Below are 18,723 nucleotides of genomic sequence, written 5' to 3'. Positions count from 1 at the left end.
TTGTTATCCCCTTGATGGGGATTAACTATTGCGGATTTTATTAAGAAGGTTACGTTTCTTGGTATGTGTTAGACAGGTCACAAAAAAATGACAGGGAAAATAGCGTGAGGCAGAAGATATGCGGAGTTATTTCCATTTTATATCAATAGATTAATGTGGTTTTTCTGTCGATTTACCTGTATGACAAGTTATCTTGCGGATCTATTCATCGGGAAAACAGCGCTCTACTCGCGTTTCTCTTGACCCGTAATTGGAGGTAATTTCGGAGCGAAAGTATGGCTGTAGCCGTGCGAGATGGCGGAGAATCAGGCTAGCTAATGGGATGTGTCACCAGGCTGTGTAACAGGTTTTTAATCCACTGGCTCGCTTCGGAACGGTTATTACGGCGGTGATGATAAATTTTCACGCGATAGGACGGCACAGTGAAAGGCAGGGGGTGGATCCGTAACGGTAGAAGTTGTGCAAAGATTGTCGCGATATTGCGCGGTAATACCATGATCAGCGTTGAGTCGGCGATGATAAACGGTGCACTCATCATCGATGGTGTTTTTAGTGCGACATGGCGTTTTTTATTGAGCTTATCCAGCGCGTAATCAATTACTCCACGCGATTCATTCCAAGGCGTAACCACGAGATGGCGGGCGGCGAGGTAATCATCCAGCGTCAGTGTCTCGCCTGACGGATAATCCGCGGCGGTGATGATGACATAGCTGTCTTCAATCCAGTCTATCTCCTCAATTTCCCTGTTCTCCGCTTGCGTCATGTCGGTGAACCCTAAAGCAAAATCGATTTTCCCTGCCAGCAAATCCGTGATCGCGACTTTCTGCGGCGAATAGACCAGATTGAATTTGATATGGGGTGCCAACTTTTCCATTTGCGCCATCAGGGTAGGAAAGACTGAAAACGCGGTGTAATCGGTGATGGAGAAGGTGAAGCCTTCCGTACTGCGGGCGGGATTAAAGCGTGGACGTGGCGTCAGGCCCTCTGCTAGCCGCGCCAGGCTTTCCGCGATCGGTTCCGCAATGTCGTCCGCGAGGACTGTCGGGTGCATGGTGTTGCCTACGCGAAAAAACAGTTCATCGGAAAACGTATTGCGTAAGCGCGTGAGCGCATGGCTGACCGCCGATGCGCTCATCGCCAGTTCTTTTGCCGCCGCGGCGACGGATCGATGCTGGTACACGCTGTTAAATACCACCAGTAAATTTAAATCGATACGCCGTAAATCCAGATGCATACTGTTCATCAGTCACTGTAAAAAATGCAGTTCATACAGTATTTTGAATCCGGTAGCATGGCAAGCCTTGATGATTGTTGCTACTGGAAAGTTAGCACTGGAGAAGAAAACCTTTATGAATATCGTCATCCGCCCCGCGCAGAAATCAGATGCGAGCGTGATTCTGGATTTAATCATTGAGCTTGCCGTGTACGAGAAGGCGCGCCACGAGGTGTTAGCCTCGCTTGAAGACATTGAGCACTCATTATTTGGTGAAGAGGCGACGGCGGAAACGCTGATTTGTGAGATTGACGGTACGCCTGTCGGCTATGCGATTTTCTTCATGAGCTATTCAACCTGGCTAGGAAAATACGGTATTTATCTGGAAGATCTCTACATCGCGCAGGCATATCGTAATGCGGGAGCAGGTAAGGCACTGCTGAAACAGGTGGCTTGTCTGGCGCAGGAAAGACAATGTGGACGGCTGGAGTGGAGCGTGCTGGACTGGAACCAACCCGCGATCGATTTCTATAAAAGCATTGGCGCGAAGCCGCAGGATGAGTGGGTTCGCTATCGGATGGACGAGAAGGGTATTGCTGATTTTGTCACGGCATTGTAACGGTGTGGCTCCTGCCAACCCGAAAGCAGCAGGAGCCCGTCAATTAACGTGTTGACGCTGCCAGCGTGGTGCCTGCCAGAATAAAGATCCCGCCCGTCGAGCGGTTAAACAGCTTGATGCGGCGTGGATTGGAAAACAGACCCGATAAGCGACGACCGGTGCAGGCATAGATAAACATGATGCTGAAATCAAAGACCGCCCAGGTTACCGCCAGAATGATGAGCTGCAAGGCGTGCGGGGCGTTAGTATCGATAAAGTTTGGGAAGAGCGCGGCGAAAAACAGCAGATCTTTCGGATTACTGATCCCAACCAGAAAACCTTTGCGGAATAACGGAAACCAACCTGGAACTGAGGTTTCCTGCATGTCCTGTTCCGCAGTGCTCATATCCTTGGAACGCCATGACGCGATGCCCAACCAAATGAGATAAACCGCACCAATAATTTTTAATACCATGAAAGCGGTGGTTGACGCCGCGAGGATGGCCCCTAGCCCCAATGCTGAACAGGACATCAAAATCATTGCCGCGCTGACGCCGCCGAGTACGGTTGCTGTTGCGCGTGAAGCGCCGTAGCGTAAACCGTGCGACATGCTGATTAAGGCGGATGGGCCCGGAATAGCAATCAGGGCGATGATGATGCCTGTATAAGCCAGCCAGAGGTGAAGGCTCATGATTTCTCCTAGTGTAGTTCACGGTTAAAGCGTGATTGAGAACGGTGCTGTGAAACGGGATATATTCACATATATATCGCCAATTTTCCAACGCATGATAGTAACAGAAAGGGGGGCGATGGCGCTCTGCCTCTTTAAGCTGGGGGAATTTGAATAACCAGCTTAACATTATGATATTTATGTTTTAAGTTTGAATTCAGACTTTGTTGGTATACCTAAGCGTATACCAATGCTGAAAAATGATAGGCCTTTTTGCTAACGTTCTTACCCTGTGAAATCCACCTTTTCGCTATCTCTATGTTTATGCAATTTCTTAATAAGTACACGTGAATATCACCTTTTAGTATTATTCGTGTCTACTTGACGGGTGGTTTTTATTCAAGTATACGTGAATGACACAATTGTGTGGTTTTCATGTGGACTTATAAATGGACAGGATCACTGCTATTGAACGTTTAAACGCATTCGATAAGCAAGGGCGTTATGTCTTCACCTCCCGCGATTTAGCCAAGATTTTCCATGAGGATACGCCCAGAGCGTTTAATGCCGGGCTAAGTCGTTTGGTAAAAGATGGCATCCTAACCCGTGCTATTCGCGGCGTGTATGTTTATAACCATGCTAAAAGCAAAGATGCCTATACGCTTGAGCGTATCGTGTTAGCACTGCGCCGTGGTGAATATAATTATCTTAGCCTCGAATCCGCCTTGTCTGAATATGGCGTGATTTCTCAAATCCCGATTGATCGGATCACGGTGATGACCACCGGACGTTCCGAAGAACATAAAACGCCTTTTGGGGTGATTGAATTTACCCATACCAAGCGGCCACCAGAGCAGATTTTGCAGGATACCTATTTTGGCAATTCTCCGTTACGGCAAGCGACGAAGAAAACCGCTGTGAGGGATTTACGCCGCGTTGGACGCAATACCCATCTGATTGACGAATCGGAGCTACATCATGAATCAGAAAGTTAACTTTGCCGAACTGGTCAGCAAAGCGGTGGAATCAGCCGAGCTTGAAGGCTTGCGCAATGTGGTGGAAAAGGAGCTTTTGCACTATGACATTCTCTACTGTCTTGATAGCGCGGGCTTGTTAGAACAGCTTACTTTTCAGGGGGGAACCTCATTAAGGCTATGTCATGGCGCAAATCGCTTCAGTGAGGATTTAGATTTTGCCGGTGGTGTTGCGTTTTCTGGCGCAGACCTAAAAAACATGAAAGCCTGTATTGAAGATTATCTGGGGAATCGCTACGGCCTTCAGGTCAACGTGAAAGAGCCAAATGAGCTACGGAATGAACCCGGCTATGAGGAAGTCCGTATCGACAAATGGCAGGTATCCGTGACCACTGCACCGGAAAAACGTGATATGCCGAGACAACGGATCAAGATTGAGATCGCTAATATTCCGGCTTATACCAGAACGCCGATGACGCTAAAACGTAACTATGAAGTTCTACCCGATGGTTATTCCGATACGCTGGTCATGTGTGAAACGCTAAATGAAGTGATGTGTGACAAACTGGTTTCGCTCGTCGCGACCACCAAATATATCCGCTACCGTGACGTTTGGGACTTACCGTGGCTGATCCAGCAGAACGCGACTTATGATATCGATCTGATTCGTAAGAAAATACAGGATTACCGCATCCCGAATTATGATGAGCTACTGGCACAGCGCATAGAAAGCATTGATCAGGTTGTGGGGGATGGCCATTTTAGCGCTGAAATGCGGCGATTCCTGCCACTAGCGGTATTTAATAGAACGTTAGGGCGGGAGGCATTCAGCCAGTATTTGAGCGGTGAACTAAAAGCACTCTTAGGCTCGTTACAGCAAGCGTTAAAAGGAGAGGACGGAAAAGCACCGTTCGTCATGTAACCGTCAGTAGCCAAAATAAAAAGATTTTGCACAAAACTGTTCACCCTCTTCACTAGAGGTTTTTATTTTTAATAATCAATAGATTAATGGGTGATGAGTTGGTGAACAGGTGACGAGTTACTCATCACCTTTCAACTTTTGGTGAACTGCTCCCGCACGGGCGCACCCAGCTTCTTAAATTCTTTCAGCGCGTGCTCTTCAAACTCCAGCTTATAACTCATCCAGATCGACCTTCACACGTTTCCCCTTCATCCGGGAACGGGCGATTTTGGCAAGTTCGATATCTTCCTGATAATCGGCCAGTGCTTCCCATGTTTCCGGGGAAACATAGTAGCCAGAGATACGGCCATTGGTGAGCACGGCTACAGGCTCACCGTTAGTTTCTTTAAGCGCGGCATTAGGGGACTTTTTAAAGTCGCTGATACTCACGGCTGCATTTGCAAGGATAGGTTGTACGGACATAATTAGCCCCTTTTAAGTATGATATTTGATACTAAATTTAGCACTTAACCAAAAAAGCAGCAACATCACGGTATAAACGTAATGCCACAATAAAAAGATTTTGCACAAAACTGTTCACCCTCTTCACCACGGTTTTTTATTTTTATTAATCAATAAATTAATGGGTGATGAGTCGGTGAACAGGTGATGAGTCACTCGTCACCCTATAGTGATATTTAATCTGTGTGTAGCTATTTGCTACACAATTGATTATGATTTCCGTATAACGATTAGCTACACAGGAGGCCTTTATGAGAACAGAGGCAAAAGAGGCACCGATCAACATTCGGGCGAAATCATCACAACGGGAACTGATAGACGTTGCCGCGAAACTGCTTTCAAAGTCTCGTACTGATTTTATCCTTGAGGCTGCATGTCGTGAGGCGGAAGAGGTGCTATTGGATCAACGCCTGTTTCTGGTTGATGAATCACAATTTGATGCCTTTATTACCGCGTTAGAAAAACCTGTCGCAACCAATGAGCGGTTACAGGCGTTATTAGACAGGAAATCACCGTGGGAATAACGGCACCTGAATTATTATTACCTCAGCATGCCGTGGTTGATTTCCGAAGTTCAGAACCGTCACTGGATGATTGGCTGAAACGTAAGGCGCTCAAGAATCAAACCATTGGCGCATCACGCACTTTTGTCGTGTGTGAATCGGGTGCTAATCAGGTTATTGGCTTTTACGCGCTGGCAACCGGCAGCGTACAGCGTCAATCCGTATCGGGTGCGTTACGACGTAATATGCCTGATCCGCTGCCCGTATTAGTCTTGGGCCGTCTGGCGGTAGATGAACGTTATCACCGTCGGGGGATTGGCGCGGGATTATTGAAAGATGCGGTCTTGCGTTCCCAGCAGGTTGCTGAACAGGTGGGAACAAAAGCGTTATTAGTTCATGCGCTGTCTGAGGAAGCAAAAGATTTTTATCTGCATTGGGGCTTTACGTCCTCAGAAATCCAGCCTAGCACATTGCTTCTACCACTCTGGTAACTTTCTCTATCCATTAAAAAACCGGCCGGAGCCGGTTTTGTCGTTTCTGGTGTCTACCTCGCCGATTCGCATTTGGGCAGCCAGTCAGCGTCTGATTCGTCTTTCAGCTCAAGGTTGGTCTGTATGCCCTGTTTGGTTCTGCCCTTGAGGTAACTCTGCCCGTATTCCGACATCATGTTAGGCAGCACCTTACCAAAGGCCGTCAGGCTGATCGGCTTCTGATGGCCGTGCGATTCCATAAAGGACAGGTAGGCGTGATACAGGTATTTACGCGGGTTACGGGGCGTAATGTTGGCGTTGCCCATATACAGCCCGGTGGTGTCGCTGTGTGCCAGCAGGTAACCGCAAAAATCAACCAGCGGGTCAGCCTGCCGTTTGATTTCCAGCGCCTCAGCGGAGTGTTGCTGTGCCTGTAACAGCGTCCGGGCGTCGTTTGGCTCTTCAAAGCGTTTCATCAGGTGACGAACTATCACCGCCAGCTCAGCGCGGATTTTCTCTTTCAGCTTGGGGTCGCGTTCGCTGGCCGGGATGGTTTGGCTGGATATCGTCGGACAATAACGGACACAAAAAAGCCCGCAGGGCTTATGCCGTGCGGGCTTTTCGTACTTCATCGGACTTATCTGGTAATACCCGATGTCTAAATTGGTGGAGCTGGGGGGATTTGAACCCCCGTCCGGAACCACTCTACCGTCGGTACTACATGCTTAGTCTATCTTTACATTCGCTTGCCAGCTGCGAATAGACACGCCACTAACAAACTAGCCTGATTAGATTTAGTGCTTCAACCCCAGGCAAGGCATCCACACGATCTCTTTTGGGTTTGACCTCTCTTGATCCCCGTCCTAAGAGCGGAGGCTAGGGAGAGAGGGCTCAGAGCAGGTTATTAAGCTGCTAAAGCGTAGTTTTCGTCGTTTGCGACTATTTTTTTGCGGCTTTTTACGAGGCCAACCGCCCCTCGGCATGCACCTTGGGCTTTGCAAATCCCGTCGAATCCAGAATCAGCCCCCAAGAAACTGTTGCCAGTATATCAGAACTTATCGTTGTTAAGCCAGTGGCTTAACGATTGGCATTCTTCATGATACGGGCTTTGTCTAACTTCCATTCACGTTCTTTAATGTCATCACGCTTGTCGTGATCTTTTTTGCCTTTTGCTACGCCAATTTTGACTTTGCTCCAAGCATTTTTCCAATACATAGACAGCGCGACGACCGTGTAGCCTTCACGACTGACGCGGCCAAATAGCGACTCCAGCTCGCGTTTGTTGAGCAGAAGCTTGCGTGTACGAATAGGATCGCAAACAACGTGTGATGAGGCCACATTCAGCGGCGTGATAGTGGCGCCAAACAGGTAAGCTTCACCGTTCATAAAGGTGACATAGCTGTCGCTGAGGTTTGCTTTGCCTGCGCGCAGTGATTTGACTTCCCATCCTTGTAGTGCAAGGCCTGCCTCAAATTCTTCCTCGATGAAGTATTCGTGACGGGCGCGCTTGTTTTGCGCAATGGTGGCGGAACCGGGTTTGTATGCTTTTTTCTTTGTCATAGTGCCGTCATTATACTGGATGTCATTGGGAATGAAATCCCCGCCGTGCGTCCGTGTCGTGGTTAATGATATCGTGCGATAAACATCGCAGAATTTTTGCCTGTTGGGCTATCAATGCTATTATTTTGCGCGTTTTATGACTCTCGGAAAATAGTATGCCAAAGATAAGTCGTTCCGCACTGGTACCGTTCAGTGCTGAACAGATGTACAAGCTGGTGAATGATGTTGCTTCCTACCCCGCATTTTTACCGGGCTGCACGGGCAGCCGCGTGCTTTCCTCCTCAGAAGGGGAGATGACCGCCGCAGTAGACGTTTCCAAAGCGGGAATCAGCAAGACATTTACCACACGTAATACGCTGACAAACAACCAGAATATCAACATGCAACTGGTCGATGGCCCATTCCGTCAGTTGGGTGGCGACTGGTATTTTACGCCGCTGAGCGCCGATGCCTGTAAAGTCGAGCTGCATCTGGAATTTGAATTCACCAATGCCTTGATTGAACTCGCTTTTGGCAAAGTATTCAAGGAGCTGGCGGGAAATATGGTGCAGGCTTTCACGCAGCGAGCAAAAGAGGTCTACAGTGTCCGCAATGCAGGTTGATGTGGTCTATGCGTTGCCTGAACGCCAGTATCTACGCACGGTGAAGCTGGAAGAGGGCAGCACGGTTGAGCAGGCGATTGTGGCATCGGGCCTGCTGGAACTGCGTCATGACATCGATTTGCAGGTGAATAAAGTCGGTATCTACAGCCGTGCAGTGAAGCTGGCCGATGTGGTGCAGGATGGTGACCGCGTAGAGATTTATCGTCCGCTGATTGCCGATCCGAAAGAGCTACGCCGCCAACGCGCAGAGCGTTCTAAGAGCAAATCCTGAGCAATACCGCTAAACGACAAATGGCGTTTTCCTGAGTATTTCTACCTAAATACCCTTATAAAAAAGCACAGGCAAACCTGAAGTGTTCAGATTTGCCTGCTGTTATACCTGCCATACATCAAACCGCGTGCGTGGCTGTTTCCCTTAAGTACCCTGCCCATTGTGAGCCTTGTCTTAAAGTACCGTCTCTGGTTGCCAGGATCACCTATCCTGATTCAGCCGAACGGCATTGAAAATATTAATCCAGCGCAGGTTTGTTATTGATGTTGGTTAACACACCACTGCCGCTGAAGGTTAGCGTCAGCGTCTGCTGTTTTACCGATTCATGACCAGGCTGTTGGCGGAAAACGTAGAACCACGTATCGCTGCCAAACGGATCCTGCATCATAGGCGTACCCAGTGTATAAGCGACCTGTTGTTTGGTCATGCCGGTGTGAATTTTTGCAACGTCAGCCGGTGCCAGATAGTTTCCCTGATTGATGTCCGGCCGATAGACCACCTTTTCCAGTGTGGAACAACCGGCGGTCAGCATAACAACCACCGCGGCGACGACAGTCAGCGTTTTACAGCGCATAGTGATTACATTCCTTAAGGGCATAGGTTGCCGATGATAATAGACCTTGCAGGACTTGGAAACCTGCAAGGCGATTGTATGACCTCAGGAAGGTAAAAAAGTTGAGGTTTTTTACCTGCGATGCACCTTTCTTGCCCTTATAGGTAGTAGATTTTAGGCTGCCAGTAGTTCTTTGGCATTTGCCAGCGTATTTTTGGTGACGGCGCTGCCGCCCAAAAGGCGTGCCAGTTCCTGTAGCCGAGCGCGCTTATCTAACGGTTGCATCAGGGTCTCCGTTTCCGCGCCGTCCGTTTGTTTACTCACGAAGAAGTGCTGATGACCGCAACCCGCGACCTGCGGTAGGTGCGTCACGCACATCACCTGCGTGGATTCGCCGAGCTGGCGCAGCATTCTCCCGACGATGGCGGCGGTTGGCCCGCTAATACCCACATCGACCTCATCGAAGATCATCGCTGGCGTGTCCATTTTCTGTGCGGTGATCACCTGAATAATCAGCGCGATACGTGACAGTTCGCCGCCCGATGCCACTTTCGCCAGCGTCTGGTGTGGCTGGCCGGGGTTAGTGGTCACCCGAAATTCGATACTGTCGGCACCGGTGGCCGTCAGGTTGTCTGGCGTAAATTTCACATCAATGGTGAAGTGGCCGTGTGGCATCGCCAGTTCACGCATATTGGTCGTGATAAGCTGTGCCAGCTCGCTGGCGTGGTGCTGACGGCGCACGTGCAGCTGTTCTGCAAGATGCAACGCCTGTTGATGATATTCGCCGACGGAAGCGCTAAGCGCGTCATGGTCGCTTTCCTGCTGTTCCAACTGCTGTTGCTCTTCCAGTAGCTGCTGATGGAATGCGGGAAGCGCCTCTGGCGCAACATGGTGCTTGCGTGCCAGTGCGAGCTGACGTGACAGACGCTGTTCCAGTTCATACAGGCGAATTGGGTCGAGATCCATTTGTTCGCTGTAGTGGCGCAGTTCATCGCTGGCTTCGCTAAGCTGAATGCTCGCTTCTTCGAGCATCGACAGCACGCCAGACAGCTTGTCATCCATGCTGATGAGTTCGCCAAGCTGGTGTTTGACGCTATGTAGCATGCTGATGATGTTCTGCTCTTCGTCTTCGCTCAGCAATTGCATGGCCTGTTGGCTCATCGTCAATAGCTGACCACTATTTGCCAGTCGTTTGTATTCAACGTCAATCTGTTCGTATTCGCCGGGCTGCGGCGCGAACTCATTCAGCTCTTTTAATTGATATTGCAGCAATTCCCGACGAGCCTCACGCTCAATCGCCGCCTGTTGTAGCTGCGCCAGCGCACGGCAGCTTTGGTGCCACTGATGCCAAACCTGCTGCATGGCAACTAATAGTTTTGGTTCATCGGCATACGCATCCAGCAGGTGTTTTTGGTGGTCGGGGCGCAGCAGTAGTTGATGGGCATGCTGACCGTGTACCTGAATCAGGTGCTGGCCGAGTTCACGCAGTTGAGACAGTGGCACGGCGGTACCGTTAATAAAGCCACGCGAGCGACCATCGGCGCTAATGACGCGACGTAGCAGGCATTCGTTGCTGTCATCCAACTGGTTTTCTTCCAGCCATTGGCGTGCCGTTGGGGTATCTGCCAGCGCAAAGCGGGCGCAAATGTCGGCGCGGGCTGCGCCCGGCCTGACCATGCTGGCGTCAGAACGATTTCCCAGACATAAACCGAGGGCATCAATCGCAATAGATTTCCCCGCACCGGTTTCCCCGGTAATAACGCTCATTCCTGACTGAAAATCGATTTCTAATTCGCGCACGATGGCGAAGTGACTGATAGTGAGTTGCGCCAGCATGATAAGCCCCTGTATGTAATCACATGTGATTGCATACAGTATAAACTGGTTTTATATACAGTAAAGTAGCTGGGGAGAATTTTAGAATAATTTTTTTGACCAGCCGAGTTTTGAGCTTAGTGTATTGAAATAACTGTAATTTTTTGGGTGAATCAGATTCAGGTGATGTTCACTGCGGCGAATGAGCACTTCTTCACCTTCCTGTACCGGTAGCGCAATCTGGCTGTCGCAACTGATTTCCAGGTCATTGGTAATGCAGGAAAATTTCAGCCGAATTGTGCTGCTGCTGTTGATCACCAACGGACGGGCTGACAGCGTATGCGGGAACATGGGAACCAGCGCAATCGCATCCAGCGACGGCGTCAGAATCGGGCCGCCAGCGGAAAGGGAATAGGCGGTTGAACCTGTAGGTGTGGCGATAATCAGGCCGTCTGAACGTTGGGAGAAGGCGAATTTGTCGTCAATATAGACTTCAAATTCAATCATATGGGCGACTTTCCCCGGGTGAAGCACCACTTCGTTAATGGCGGTACTGATGCTGTCGGGCTGGTTTGCGCGGCAAACGTGCGCTTCCAGCATGAAACGTTGCTCGCTCAGATAATGACCGTCGAGAACGTCAGAAAGCTGCTGCTGCGCATGGTCAGGATCGAGATCGGTTAGAAATCCGAGGTTGCCACGGTTCACACCGATCACCTTAATATCATAGCGCGACAGCACGCGCGCTGCGCCGAGCATATTGCCGTCACCGCCGACAACAACCGCCAAATCCGCCTGCTGGCCGATGTCGGCAAGGCTGCCCGTCGGCACATCTTTCAGGTTCAGTTCACGGGCGATTTGCTGCTCGATCAGAACCGAGTAACCTTTCTCGGTGAGCCAGTGGTAAAGCATCTCATGCGTTGCCAACGCCGTTGGGTGGCGCGGATGGCCGACAATGCCAATACAATTAAACGGCCTGTTCATTGTAAGCGGTGTGTTCATTGCTGTTTTGTCCTCAGCGTGGTGTATCGGCAGCGGCAGGAACCAATATATGACGGGTTCCCTTGAATCCCCGATTTTGATCCCCATAATAAGCAACTAGCGAGATTAATGCTAAACCGCGGAGAATTTCATGAGTAGTAAAGAACAGAAAACGCCTGACGAGCAAGTGCTGGATCAAAAGGAAGCAGCAAAAGGGCAGCAAGCGGATGCCGCGCCAGAGACGGCAGACGTAGCTGACCCGCGTGATGCGCGCATCGCCGAGCTGGAAGCCCAGTTGAGCGAACTGCAACAGCGTGAACGTGACAATATGCTTCGCGTCCGTGCTGAAGCGGATAACGTTCGCCGCCGTGCGGAAATGGATGTTGAGAAAGCGCATAAATTTGCGGTAGAAAAATTTGCCAGTGAAATGCTGCCAGTTATCGATAACCTGGAACGCGCGCTGGATACGGCGGATAAAGCCAATGAATCACTGGCTGCGATGATTGAAGGGGTTGAACTGACGCTGAAATCATTGCTGGATGCCGTCCGCAAATTTGGTATTGAGGTTGTCGGTGAAGTAAACGTACCGTTTAACCCAGAAGTGCACCAAGCAATGACGATGTTACCTTCGGCCGATCATCAGCCGAACCATGTCATGATGGTCATGCAAAAAGGCTATACGTTGAATGGCCGTTTGCTACGCCCGGCGATGGTTGCGGTATCAAAAGGACAAGACTGATCGTCTTTTGCTTTTACGCGCTGTATTTACAACGTAGCTTCATTTCCAAACCCCGTGCCCTGCATGGGGTTTTTGTTTATATTTTGTTAATGTTTGTTTGATAAAAAAGATGTTTTTTAGGTTTTGAGTGACTCATCATCTTTAACTATCAAAAGAATTGGTATCACCCCTCTAAATGCACTTGATAATCATTATCGTTTTTGTGAGAGTAGTAAAACACCAGTGTTAGAAGGGTCATACTATGCCGGGTAGCCGTGTTATTGAGTCAACAAGCCGTACATCAAGGAAGGTCAAACTTTCTCTGATGGGGCCGGCGTTTATCGCGGCGATTGGTTATATCGATCCGGGTAACTTCGCCACAAACATCCAGTCTGGCGCAGCCTATGGCTATACGTTGCTGTGGGTGGTGGTGTGGGCGAACCTGATGGCGATGCTGATCCAACTGCTGTCCGCTAAGTTGGGGATCGCAACGGGTAAGAATCTAGCGGAACATATCCGCGATCGCTTTCCGCGTCCGGCCGTTTGGGCTTATTGGGTGCAGGCCGAAATTATTGCGATGGCGACCGATCTGGCCGAGTTTATCGGTGCAGCGATTGGGTTCAAACTGCTCTTGGGCGTGTCGTTGCTGGAAGGCGCGATTCTCACGGCTATTGCCACTTTCCTGATTTTAATGCTGCAACAGCGTGGTCAGAAGCCGATGGAGATGGTCATCGGCGGCCTGTTGCTGTTTGTGGCGGCGGCGTATATTGTCGAATTGGTCTTCTCTCAGCCTGAGTTGTCCACATTAGCCAAAGGCATGGCGATCCCTAGTCTGCCGACCTCCGATGCCGTGCTGCTGGCCGCAGGTGTGCTGGGGGCGACCATTATGCCGCATGTGATTTACCTTCACTCTTCCTTAACGCAGCACGAAGGCAGCCATACTCGTGCCGAGCGCTATTCTGCAACGAAAGTCGATGTCGCGATTGCAATGACCATCGCCGGATTCGTCAATTTGGCGATGATGGCAACGGCGGCGGCGGCGTTCCATTTCAGCGGCAATCAGGATATTGCCGATCTGGATAAAGCCTACCTCACGCTGGAGCCGCTGCTGGGTAAAGCCGCCGCTGTGATTTTCGGTCTGAGCCTTGTGGCGGCAGGGCTTTCTTCCACGGTTGTCGGCACGCTGGCGGGGCAGGTGGTGATGCAGGGATTTGTGCGCTTCCATATCCCGCTTTGGGTACGCCGCACCGTAACGATGCTGCCGTCGTTTATCGTGATCCTGTCCGGTATGGATCCGACGCGCGTGCTGGTATTGAGTCAGGTGGTACTGAGCTTTGGGATTGCGCTGGCGCTGGTTCCGCTGCTGTCCTTCACTGGCAACCGTGAGCTGATGGGGTCGATGGTCAACGGCAAATGGGTGCAGTGCATCGGGCAACTCATTGTCGTGCTGGTCGTTTCTCTCAATATGTATCTGCTGATTGATACGATGTTGGGGATATAGATCGGGTGCCACCACTTATCGCGCCAGATGCGGGTGGTGGCACTGCTCAACGCACTATCACTACACTACTCTCATATTCGCCTTCTTACTGGCTACCCTTCCTCAGCTCCGTTACCGGCACGCCGCCGATTCCCCAGTTGTCCGTGTCGACTTCATCAATCACCACTACGGTGGTTTTTGGGTTTTTGTTTAGCACATCGACCAGCAGTTGGGTGACGCCCTCAATTAGCTGACGCTTTTGTTCCGTGGTGGCACCTTCATTGGTGATTTTGATGTTGACGTATGGCATGGGTTCTCCTGGATTAGGGTTGTGGCCGACGGTAAGGGAAACAGAGTCCTGCCGCGATGAAAAGTGCTGCTGCGCTGCACAGAATGGCTGGGACGACAGCGTTGTTATTCGTTAAGGCGCTGGTGAGCAGCGGGCCAAGAATTTGGCCAATGCCGTAAGTGAGCGTCACCAGACCAAGCAGGTTGATGCCGTGCGGCACGCGTAGTCGTTTGGCTAAGGGCATCACCAGCGAGGTCGTTCCTATAAAGGTAGCACCAAAGCCGACACAGCTGAGTATCAACGCCGTGGGCGAGTGACTGAATAGCGTCAGTAGGACGCATACGCCCTGAATGAGCAGGTTTGCCGTTAGGCAGGGCAACGTTCCCCAGCGGTTGGCGGCCCATAGCCAGAAAAAACAGCCGGGAATGATGGCCAGCCCAACTAGCGACCAGAGATGAAGAGATACACGCGGCATACCCAGTGCCATCACCATCAACGGCAGGTAGGTGGCGATGATGATGTATCCGAATCCTGCCAGACCATACAGCAGCGTAAGTCGCCTCCAGCCAAGCTGAGGCGGCTCATCACTATTCGCCATCGTTTGTGGCGTGACGCTGGATTCAGGCGGCGAAAGGATAAGTAAGACGAGCAAAAGCGATGCTGAGAGCAGGGTGGCTCCCCACCATAATAGCTCGGCGGTGAGGGCGTAATGCCGTCCGATGATGATGTATTCATTCCCTAACACGATCCCTACGCCGACTCCGGCATAAAGCGATGCGACAACGCGAGCCTGTCTGGTGTGGTGCAAAATGGCCAAAGAGCCGAAGATCATCATCGCCGCACTGGTGAGCCCGGCGAGGAAACGAATAACCATAACCAGTGTTGTGCTGGTGGTCATCGCCATTGCGAGAAGTAAAACGACGGTCGCGGCGGCGGCGCTAAACAGCAGGAACATCGGTTGAGAGGCTGAAGCGCGACGGCTAAAAGAGAAAACCAGACTGCCGAACAGGTAGCCTGCGTAGTTCGCGCTGGCAATATAGGAAAGCTGGTTGAAGGTGAAATGGCCTTCTTCCAGCATCACAGGCAGCATCGGCGTATACAAAAAGCGCCCAAGCCCCATGCCTAGCGCCAGCACGATCGTCCCGAACAGGGCACGCGTCTGCGTATCCGATAGGGCGATAAAGCGAGGATGTTCCGTCATTCGATGGCTCAGGGTAGAGAGAGTATGTCATTATCCTGCCTGTTTCCTCGTCAAATGAAAGTGAATAGTAATGAGTGGGTTGGTGACGCAGAGAGAATAGATTGTGGTAAGGCTCTGGCATCCGGGAAACCGTGCCTGCAACCCATTTATGCTGCGGTTAAAAGGGGATATGATGAATTCGCGTTGTATATAAACGAGCCTTCCCTCCACATCGATCGCTGAGGTGTTTGCATGTCGTCTCCCATTGATATCGTTGAAAAGAAGCTGCTATCCGATAACTGGTACATTCTGAATAAATATACTTTTGATTTGAAAAGAAATAATGGCGGCATCGTTCGCCAGGTTCGTGAGGTTTATGACCGTGGTGATGGCGCGACGATTCTGTTGTACAACCGAGCAAAAGGCACGGTGATTCTGACACGACAATTCCGTATTCCTACCTACGTCAACGGCAACGAAAGCGGCATGCTGCTGGAAACCTGCGCGGGTTTGCTGGACGACCATTCGCCCGAAGAATGTATCCGTAACGAAGCCATCGAAGAAACTGGCTATGCGATCGGCAACGTGGAAAAGCTGTTCTATGCCTACATGTCGCCGGGTAGCGTGACGGAGCGTGTGTACTTTTTTGCTGCTGAATACGATGAGTCGCAGCGGGATAATCTGGGCGGTGGTGTGGAAGATGAAGATATCGAGGTGCTGGAACTGCCGTTCAGCGAAGCCGTTGCGATGATGAACGATGGCCGGATTAAAGACGGTAAAACCATCATGCTGCTACAGCACGCGATCATCCGCGGCTGGTTTGCCAAGGCATAGGCATGTTTTGCGGCACACGGGTATCCCATGTGCCGCTTGATTTTTGTGGTAACGCTTTCATTTTTGCGTAATTCCATGGTGAAGGGGGGATTATGATCAATATGAGCTGAGTAGCCTTTTTTTACTTTCATTTTTTATTTTGTTTTCAATTGTATATGTCATTTTCTGTTCTTATTTTGATCGTTTTTATCGGCTGGCATGGGCTTTGCGGAAGGAAAATTTTCCTGAATTTTTTGTATTTAGATCGAATATTTAGTCATTTTTCTCCCTGTTGTGTGACCCGCATCACCGGATGAAAGAATGTAAGCGGTGTAACTCGTTGCTTCATTATGCAGTAACTCATATTCTCTCTTTACAAAAAGTAAAGAAGGACTGCTCTGATGAAGATCAAGAATAAAGTATCTACCCTATTTGCAGTTTCATTCCTCACACTGGGCTTATCGAGTCATAGCCTGGCTGCTGAAGTCACCGTGTGGGCTTGGGACCCTAATTTCAATGTTGCGGCAATGCATGAGGCATCGTCGATATATAAAAAATCCGACCCCAGTTTCAGTCTGAAAGTAATCGATTCGGGCAAAGAAGATATTGAGCAGAAATTAAATACCATGTTGGCTTCAGGAGTTAAAAACTCGCTTCCTGATATTGTACTTATTGAAGATTATAATGCGCAGAAATATCTTCGGGCTTATCCTGATTCGTTTATTCCATTACAGGGCGCTATCGACTATAGCCAGTTTGCACCGTATAAAACAAAAGTGATGACAGTAGGGGATAAGGTATACGGTGTGCCTTTTGATTCCGGCGTGGCGGGAATGTTCTATCGACTCGATTATCTGGAGGCGGCGGGATATAAAGAGAGTGATATGGTGAACATTACCTGGGATAAATATATTGAAATCGGTAAGCAGGTAAAAGCGAAAACCGGTGTTGATATGCTGACCTATGATATGAATGATGTGGTTCTCCCTCATATTATGATGCAGTCCGGAGGAGAATGGTTCTTCGATAATCAAGGACAGCTCAATCTCACCAAAAACAATGCACTGAAAGAAACATTAAAAACGATTAAAGCGATTAATGACGCGAAAATTGCACGCCCTATTTCTGGTTGGTCGAGTTTCGTGGGGAGTTTTAATGCCGGAAAATCGGCGAGTGTAGTTTCCGGTGTGTGGGTAATTGGTTCAATTAAAAGTGCCGCAGATCAGAAAGGAAAATGGCGTGTCGCACCGATCCCTCGGTTGAATCTCGACAACGCGGTTCATGCCTCCAATCAGGGGGGCTCGAGCTGGTATGTCTTAAAAGGGGGAAAAAACACGAAACAGGCGATTGAGTTTTTGCAGAAAACCTTCGCGGCGGATAGCAATATGTATCAAACCCTTTTGGTTGATCGTGGGGCGCTCGCCACCTTCTTGCCAGCCACTTCCGGCCCAGCTTACGCGGTACAGGATCCGTTCTTTGGCGGGCAACCCGTGTTCGCTGATTTTTCTAAATGGGTGACTGAAATCCCACAGGTTTCCTACGGTATGTATACCCAGGAAGTGGATAACGCCATTGCTGCTGAAATACCTGCATTACTGAAAGGCGATTCTGTCGATGACGTGTTAAAACGCGCCGAAACGACATTAAAAAATCAGATTATGCAGTAGCGAGTGTGAGCTTGAGGGCGGGAAGCCCTCAAGCGTTTGTCTCCGGAAATCGATGGTGTGATAATGATGTATAAACCTAAAATGAATAGGCTTTATAACATCAACGGCTGGGCTTTCGTCGCTACCGCTGTTGGGTTAATTGCCTTAATGACGATATACCCTATTTTCAAATCACTTTGGCTCTCTTTTCAATCTGGCCGTGGTGTGGTGACACAATTTGTTGGCCTGGGAAATATCATCCGTTTATTCAATGATCCTATGTTCAAAACGGCACTCTGGAATACATTGACATTTCTGGTAATCCAAGTTCCGATTATGATTTTATTATCATTGGCCATTTCTTCTTGTTTGAATTCTTCTCAGCTTAAATATCGTCAGTGGTTTAGGATAGCGATCTTTTTACCCTGTGTAACCTCACTGGTTGCCTACTCAATTCTTTTTAAGAGTATGTTTGAACTGGATGGTGTGATTAATTCATTCTTACTGTTTACTCATGTCATTGACGATCCGATTCCGTGGCTATCCGATCCTTTCTGGGCGAAGGTGACCATCATTATTGCTATTACGTGGCGCTGGACGGGATATAACATGATATTCTATCTTTCCGCGATGCAAAATATTGATAAGTCCATTTATGAAGCTGCCCGAGTTGATGGTGTCAGCCCAATTAAGCAATTTTTCTTCATTACGATCCCGTTATTGAAACCGGTCATTCTTTTTACCAGTGTGACATCAACGATCGGCACATTACAGTTGTTTGATGAAGCGATGAATATCACGAATGGTGGCCCAGCAAATGCGACGCTGACGCTATCGCTTTATATTTATAACCTGTCATTCAAGTTTGTGCCTAATTTTGGCTATGCGGCAACGGTTTCCTACGTCATTGTTGTTTTTTCAGCAATACTGGCACTGATTCAGTTCAAAGCAGCACGGAAGGAATGAT

Annotated in this window: 21 protein-coding genes, 1 other RNA gene and 2 pseudogenes; 12 read left to right on the top strand and 12 right to left on the bottom strand. The window is 49.5% G+C overall.

All coding sequences use genetic code 11. From position 1 onward, the window contains the following. Nucleotides 1-310: 310 nt before the first annotated feature. Nucleotides 311-1,243, bottom strand: coding sequence for a LysR substrate-binding domain-containing protein (locus tag H0247_RS15830; protein ID WP_180743394.1), 933 nt, complete (start codon nucleotides 1,241-1,243; stop codon nucleotides 311-313). Between the two features lie 106 nt (nucleotides 1,244-1,349). Here H0247_RS15830 and H0247_RS15825 point away from each other — a divergent pair, with 106 nt between their 5' ends. Further along, on the top strand, nucleotides 1,350-1,832 hold the full coding sequence (locus tag H0247_RS15825; protein WP_180743482.1) for a GNAT family N-acetyltransferase: 483 nt from the start codon (nucleotides 1,350-1,352) through the stop codon (nucleotides 1,830-1,832). A 43-nt stretch (nucleotides 1,833-1,875) separates the two neighbouring features. Here the strand turns inward: H0247_RS15825 and H0247_RS15820 are convergent, their stop codons facing one another. Next, entirely contained in the window at nucleotides 1,876-2,502 is a 627-nt protein-coding gene (locus tag H0247_RS15820; protein ID WP_180743393.1) for a LysE family translocator, read from the bottom strand. A 428-nt stretch (nucleotides 2,503-2,930) separates the two neighbouring features. Between H0247_RS15820 and abiEi the strand changes: the two genes are divergently transcribed. Both abiEi and H0247_RS15810 read left to right on the top strand, forming a co-directional pair. Next, nucleotides 2,931-3,476 carry a type IV toxin-antitoxin system AbiEi family antitoxin gene (gene abiEi / locus H0247_RS15815; protein ID WP_180743392.1) on the top strand — a complete coding sequence of 182 codons (546 nt, stop codon included), beginning with the start codon at nucleotides 2,931-2,933 and terminating at the stop codon, nucleotides 3,474-3,476. After that, nucleotides 3,460-4,377, top strand: a complete 918-nt coding sequence (locus H0247_RS15810; protein WP_180743391.1) for a nucleotidyl transferase AbiEii/AbiGii toxin family protein — start codon at nucleotides 3,460-3,462, stop codon at nucleotides 4,375-4,377. The genes abiEi and H0247_RS15810 overlap by 17 nt, the downstream gene beginning before the upstream one ends. Before the next feature lie 137 nt (nucleotides 4,378-4,514). Here H0247_RS15810 and H0247_RS20045 read toward each other — a convergent pair. Together H0247_RS20045 and H0247_RS15800 are read right to left on the bottom strand one after the other, a co-directional pair. After that, nucleotides 4,515-4,598 (bottom strand): annotated as a pseudogene (locus H0247_RS20045) (type II toxin-antitoxin system RelE/ParE family toxin); the annotation flags it as partial. Next, nucleotides 4,588-4,839 carry a type II toxin-antitoxin system Phd/YefM family antitoxin gene (locus H0247_RS15800; protein ID WP_180743390.1) on the bottom strand — a complete coding sequence of 84 codons (252 nt, stop codon included), beginning with the start codon at nucleotides 4,837-4,839 and terminating at the stop codon, nucleotides 4,588-4,590. The pseudogene H0247_RS20045 and the gene H0247_RS15800, both read right to left, overlap by 11 nt. A 290-nt stretch (nucleotides 4,840-5,129) precedes the next feature. On the opposite strand from H0247_RS15800, the gene H0247_RS15795 reads away from it, so the two are divergent. Both H0247_RS15795 and H0247_RS15790 read left to right on the top strand, forming a co-directional pair. Next, nucleotides 5,130-5,402 carry a DUF1778 domain-containing protein gene (locus tag H0247_RS15795; protein WP_039481848.1) on the top strand — a complete coding sequence of 91 codons (273 nt, stop codon included), beginning with the start codon at nucleotides 5,130-5,132 and terminating at the stop codon, nucleotides 5,400-5,402. Beyond that, on the top strand, nucleotides 5,393-5,872 hold the full coding sequence (locus H0247_RS15790; protein ID WP_039481845.1) for a GNAT family N-acetyltransferase: 480 nt from the start codon (nucleotides 5,393-5,395) through the stop codon (nucleotides 5,870-5,872). Before H0247_RS15795 ends, H0247_RS15790 begins: the two co-directional genes overlap by 10 nt. 53 nt (nucleotides 5,873-5,925) lie before the next feature. Here the strand turns inward: H0247_RS15790 and H0247_RS15785 are convergent. From H0247_RS15785 to smpB, 3 genes and pseudogenes are all read right to left on the bottom strand, one after another. Next, nucleotides 5,926-6,408: pseudogene (locus tag H0247_RS15785) on the bottom strand (primase-like DNA-binding domain-containing protein); the annotation flags it as partial. A gap of 107 nt (nucleotides 6,409-6,515) precedes the next feature. Beyond that, nucleotides 6,516-6,878, bottom strand: a transfer-messenger RNA (tmRNA) gene (gene ssrA / locus H0247_RS15780). A gap of 50 nt (nucleotides 6,879-6,928) precedes the next feature. Continuing rightward, complete coding sequence (smpB, locus tag H0247_RS15775; protein WP_012773422.1) at nucleotides 6,929-7,411, bottom strand: SsrA-binding protein SmpB; 483 nt, start codon at nucleotides 7,409-7,411, stop codon at nucleotides 6,929-6,931. A 155-nt stretch (nucleotides 7,412-7,566) separates the two neighbouring features. On the opposite strand from smpB, the gene H0247_RS15770 reads away from it, so the two are divergent. Together H0247_RS15770 and H0247_RS15765 are read left to right on the top strand one after the other, a co-directional pair. Then, nucleotides 7,567-8,013, top strand: a complete 447-nt coding sequence (locus H0247_RS15770) for a type II toxin-antitoxin system RatA family toxin (RefSeq protein ID WP_180743389.1) — start codon at nucleotides 7,567-7,569, stop codon at nucleotides 8,011-8,013. After that, nucleotides 8,003-8,284 (top strand): RnfH family protein, encoded by a 282-nt coding sequence (locus H0247_RS15765; RefSeq protein WP_219606784.1) that lies wholly within the window; start codon nucleotides 8,003-8,005, stop codon nucleotides 8,282-8,284. Before H0247_RS15770 ends, H0247_RS15765 begins: the two co-directional genes overlap by 11 nt. A 238-nt stretch (nucleotides 8,285-8,522) precedes the next feature. Here H0247_RS15765 and bamE read toward each other — a convergent pair whose 3' ends face one another. The 3 genes from bamE to nadK form a co-directional block, all read right to left on the bottom strand. Next, complete coding sequence (gene bamE / locus H0247_RS15760; protein ID WP_011092444.1) at nucleotides 8,523-8,858, bottom strand: outer membrane protein assembly factor BamE; 336 nt, start codon at nucleotides 8,856-8,858, stop codon at nucleotides 8,523-8,525. Nucleotides 8,859-9,011: 153 nt separating this feature from the next. Continuing rightward, the gene (gene recN / locus H0247_RS15755) at nucleotides 9,012-10,673 is read right to left on the bottom strand and encodes a DNA repair protein RecN (RefSeq protein WP_180743387.1); all 1,662 of its coding nucleotides are present in this window, start codon (nucleotides 10,671-10,673) and stop codon (nucleotides 9,012-9,014) included. Nucleotides 10,674-10,754: 81 nt separating this feature from the next. Then, on the bottom strand, nucleotides 10,755-11,633 hold the full coding sequence (gene nadK / locus H0247_RS15750; protein WP_180743481.1) for an NAD(+) kinase: 879 nt from the start codon (nucleotides 11,631-11,633) through the stop codon (nucleotides 10,755-10,757). Between the two features lie 148 nt (nucleotides 11,634-11,781). Here nadK and grpE point away from each other — a divergent pair, with 148 nt between their 5' ends. Next, nucleotides 11,782-12,369 carry a nucleotide exchange factor GrpE gene (grpE, locus tag H0247_RS15745; RefSeq protein ID WP_180743386.1) on the top strand — a complete coding sequence of 196 codons (588 nt, stop codon included), beginning with the start codon at nucleotides 11,782-11,784 and terminating at the stop codon, nucleotides 12,367-12,369. Nucleotides 12,370-12,610: 241 nt separating this feature from the next. Further along, a complete protein-coding gene (locus H0247_RS15740) occupies nucleotides 12,611-13,849 on the top strand; it encodes an Nramp family divalent metal transporter (protein ID WP_180743385.1) in 1,239 nt (412 codons plus the stop codon). Between the two features lie 85 nt (nucleotides 13,850-13,934). On the opposite strand, the gene H0247_RS15735 is transcribed toward H0247_RS15740, so the two are convergent. Then, a complete protein-coding gene (locus H0247_RS15735; protein WP_180743384.1) occupies nucleotides 13,935-14,138 on the bottom strand; it encodes a 2-hydroxymuconate tautomerase family protein in 204 nt (67 codons plus the stop codon). Between the two features lie 13 nt (nucleotides 14,139-14,151). Continuing rightward, on the bottom strand, nucleotides 14,152-15,318 hold the full coding sequence (locus H0247_RS15730) for an MFS transporter (RefSeq protein ID WP_180743383.1): 1,167 nt from the start codon (nucleotides 15,316-15,318) through the stop codon (nucleotides 14,152-14,154). A gap of 231 nt (nucleotides 15,319-15,549) precedes the next feature. On the opposite strand from H0247_RS15730, the gene nudK reads away from it, so the two are divergent. From nudK to H0247_RS15715, 3 genes are all read left to right on the top strand, one after another. Further along, nucleotides 15,550-16,131: a GDP-mannose pyrophosphatase NudK gene (gene nudK, locus H0247_RS15725; RefSeq protein ID WP_180743382.1), complete on the top strand. Its 582-nt coding sequence runs from the start codon at nucleotides 15,550-15,552 to the stop codon at nucleotides 16,129-16,131. Nucleotides 16,132-16,511: 380 nt separating this feature from the next. Beyond that, on the top strand, nucleotides 16,512-17,777 hold the full coding sequence (locus H0247_RS15720; protein WP_180743381.1) for an ABC transporter substrate-binding protein: 1,266 nt from the start codon (nucleotides 16,512-16,514) through the stop codon (nucleotides 17,775-17,777). A 63-nt stretch (nucleotides 17,778-17,840) separates the two neighbouring features. After that, entirely contained in the window at nucleotides 17,841-18,722 is an 882-nt protein-coding gene (locus H0247_RS15715) for a carbohydrate ABC transporter permease (RefSeq protein ID WP_180743380.1), read from the top strand. Nucleotide 18,723: the final 1 nt, after the last annotated feature.

Origin of the sequence: Pectobacterium sp. CFBP8739 (genome assembly GCF_013449375.1) — a bacterium.
Lineage (GTDB): Bacteria > Pseudomonadota > Gammaproteobacteria > Enterobacterales > Enterobacteriaceae > Pectobacterium.
This window is presented reverse-complemented; position numbering and strand designations above follow the sequence as displayed.

Bases quoted from the DNA above. Each gene is read 5' to 3' on its own strand.
- H0247_RS15830 (WP_180743394.1), bottom strand. From the start codon at position 1,243: ATGAACAGTATGCATCTGGATTTACGGCGTATCGATTTAAATTTACTG.
- H0247_RS15825 (WP_180743482.1), top strand. From the start codon at position 1,350: ATGAATATCGTCATCCGCCCCGCGCAGAAATCAGATGCGAGCGTGATT.
- H0247_RS15820 (WP_180743393.1), bottom strand. From the start codon at position 2,502: ATGAGCCTTCACCTCTGGCTGGCTTATACAGGCATCATCATCGCCCTG.
- abiEi (WP_180743392.1), top strand. From the start codon at position 2,931: ATGGACAGGATCACTGCTATTGAACGTTTAAACGCATTCGATAAGCAA.
- H0247_RS15810 (WP_180743391.1), top strand. From the start codon at position 3,460: ATGAATCAGAAAGTTAACTTTGCCGAACTGGTCAGCAAAGCGGTGGAA.
- H0247_RS15800 (WP_180743390.1), bottom strand. From the start codon at position 4,839: ATGTCCGTACAACCTATCCTTGCAAATGCAGCCGTGAGTATCAGCGAC.
- H0247_RS15795 (WP_039481848.1), top strand. From the start codon at position 5,130: ATGAGAACAGAGGCAAAAGAGGCACCGATCAACATTCGGGCGAAATCA.
- smpB (WP_012773422.1), bottom strand. From the start codon at position 7,411: ATGACAAAGAAAAAAGCATACAAACCCGGTTCCGCCACCATTGCGCAA.
- H0247_RS15770 (WP_180743389.1), top strand. From the start codon at position 7,567: ATGCCAAAGATAAGTCGTTCCGCACTGGTACCGTTCAGTGCTGAACAG.
- H0247_RS15765 (WP_219606784.1), top strand. From the start codon at position 8,003: ATGCAGGTTGATGTGGTCTATGCGTTGCCTGAACGCCAGTATCTACGC.
- bamE (WP_011092444.1), bottom strand. From the start codon at position 8,858: ATGCGCTGTAAAACGCTGACTGTCGTCGCCGCGGTGGTTGTTATGCTG.
- recN (WP_180743387.1), bottom strand. From the start codon at position 10,673: ATGCTGGCGCAACTCACTATCAGTCACTTCGCCATCGTGCGCGAATTA.
- nadK (WP_180743481.1), bottom strand. From the start codon at position 11,633: ATGAACAGGCCGTTTAATTGTATTGGCATTGTCGGCCATCCGCGCCAC.
- grpE (WP_180743386.1), top strand. From the start codon at position 11,782: ATGAGTAGTAAAGAACAGAAAACGCCTGACGAGCAAGTGCTGGATCAA.
- H0247_RS15740 (WP_180743385.1), top strand. From the start codon at position 12,611: ATGCCGGGTAGCCGTGTTATTGAGTCAACAAGCCGTACATCAAGGAAG.
- H0247_RS15735 (WP_180743384.1), bottom strand. From the start codon at position 14,138: ATGCCATACGTCAACATCAAAATCACCAATGAAGGTGCCACCACGGAA.
- H0247_RS15730 (WP_180743383.1), bottom strand. From the start codon at position 15,318: ATGACGGAACATCCTCGCTTTATCGCCCTATCGGATACGCAGACGCGT.
- nudK (WP_180743382.1), top strand. From the start codon at position 15,550: ATGTCGTCTCCCATTGATATCGTTGAAAAGAAGCTGCTATCCGATAAC.
- H0247_RS15720 (WP_180743381.1), top strand. From the start codon at position 16,512: ATGAAGATCAAGAATAAAGTATCTACCCTATTTGCAGTTTCATTCCTC.
- H0247_RS15715 (WP_180743380.1), top strand. From the start codon at position 17,841: ATGATGTATAAACCTAAAATGAATAGGCTTTATAACATCAACGGCTGG.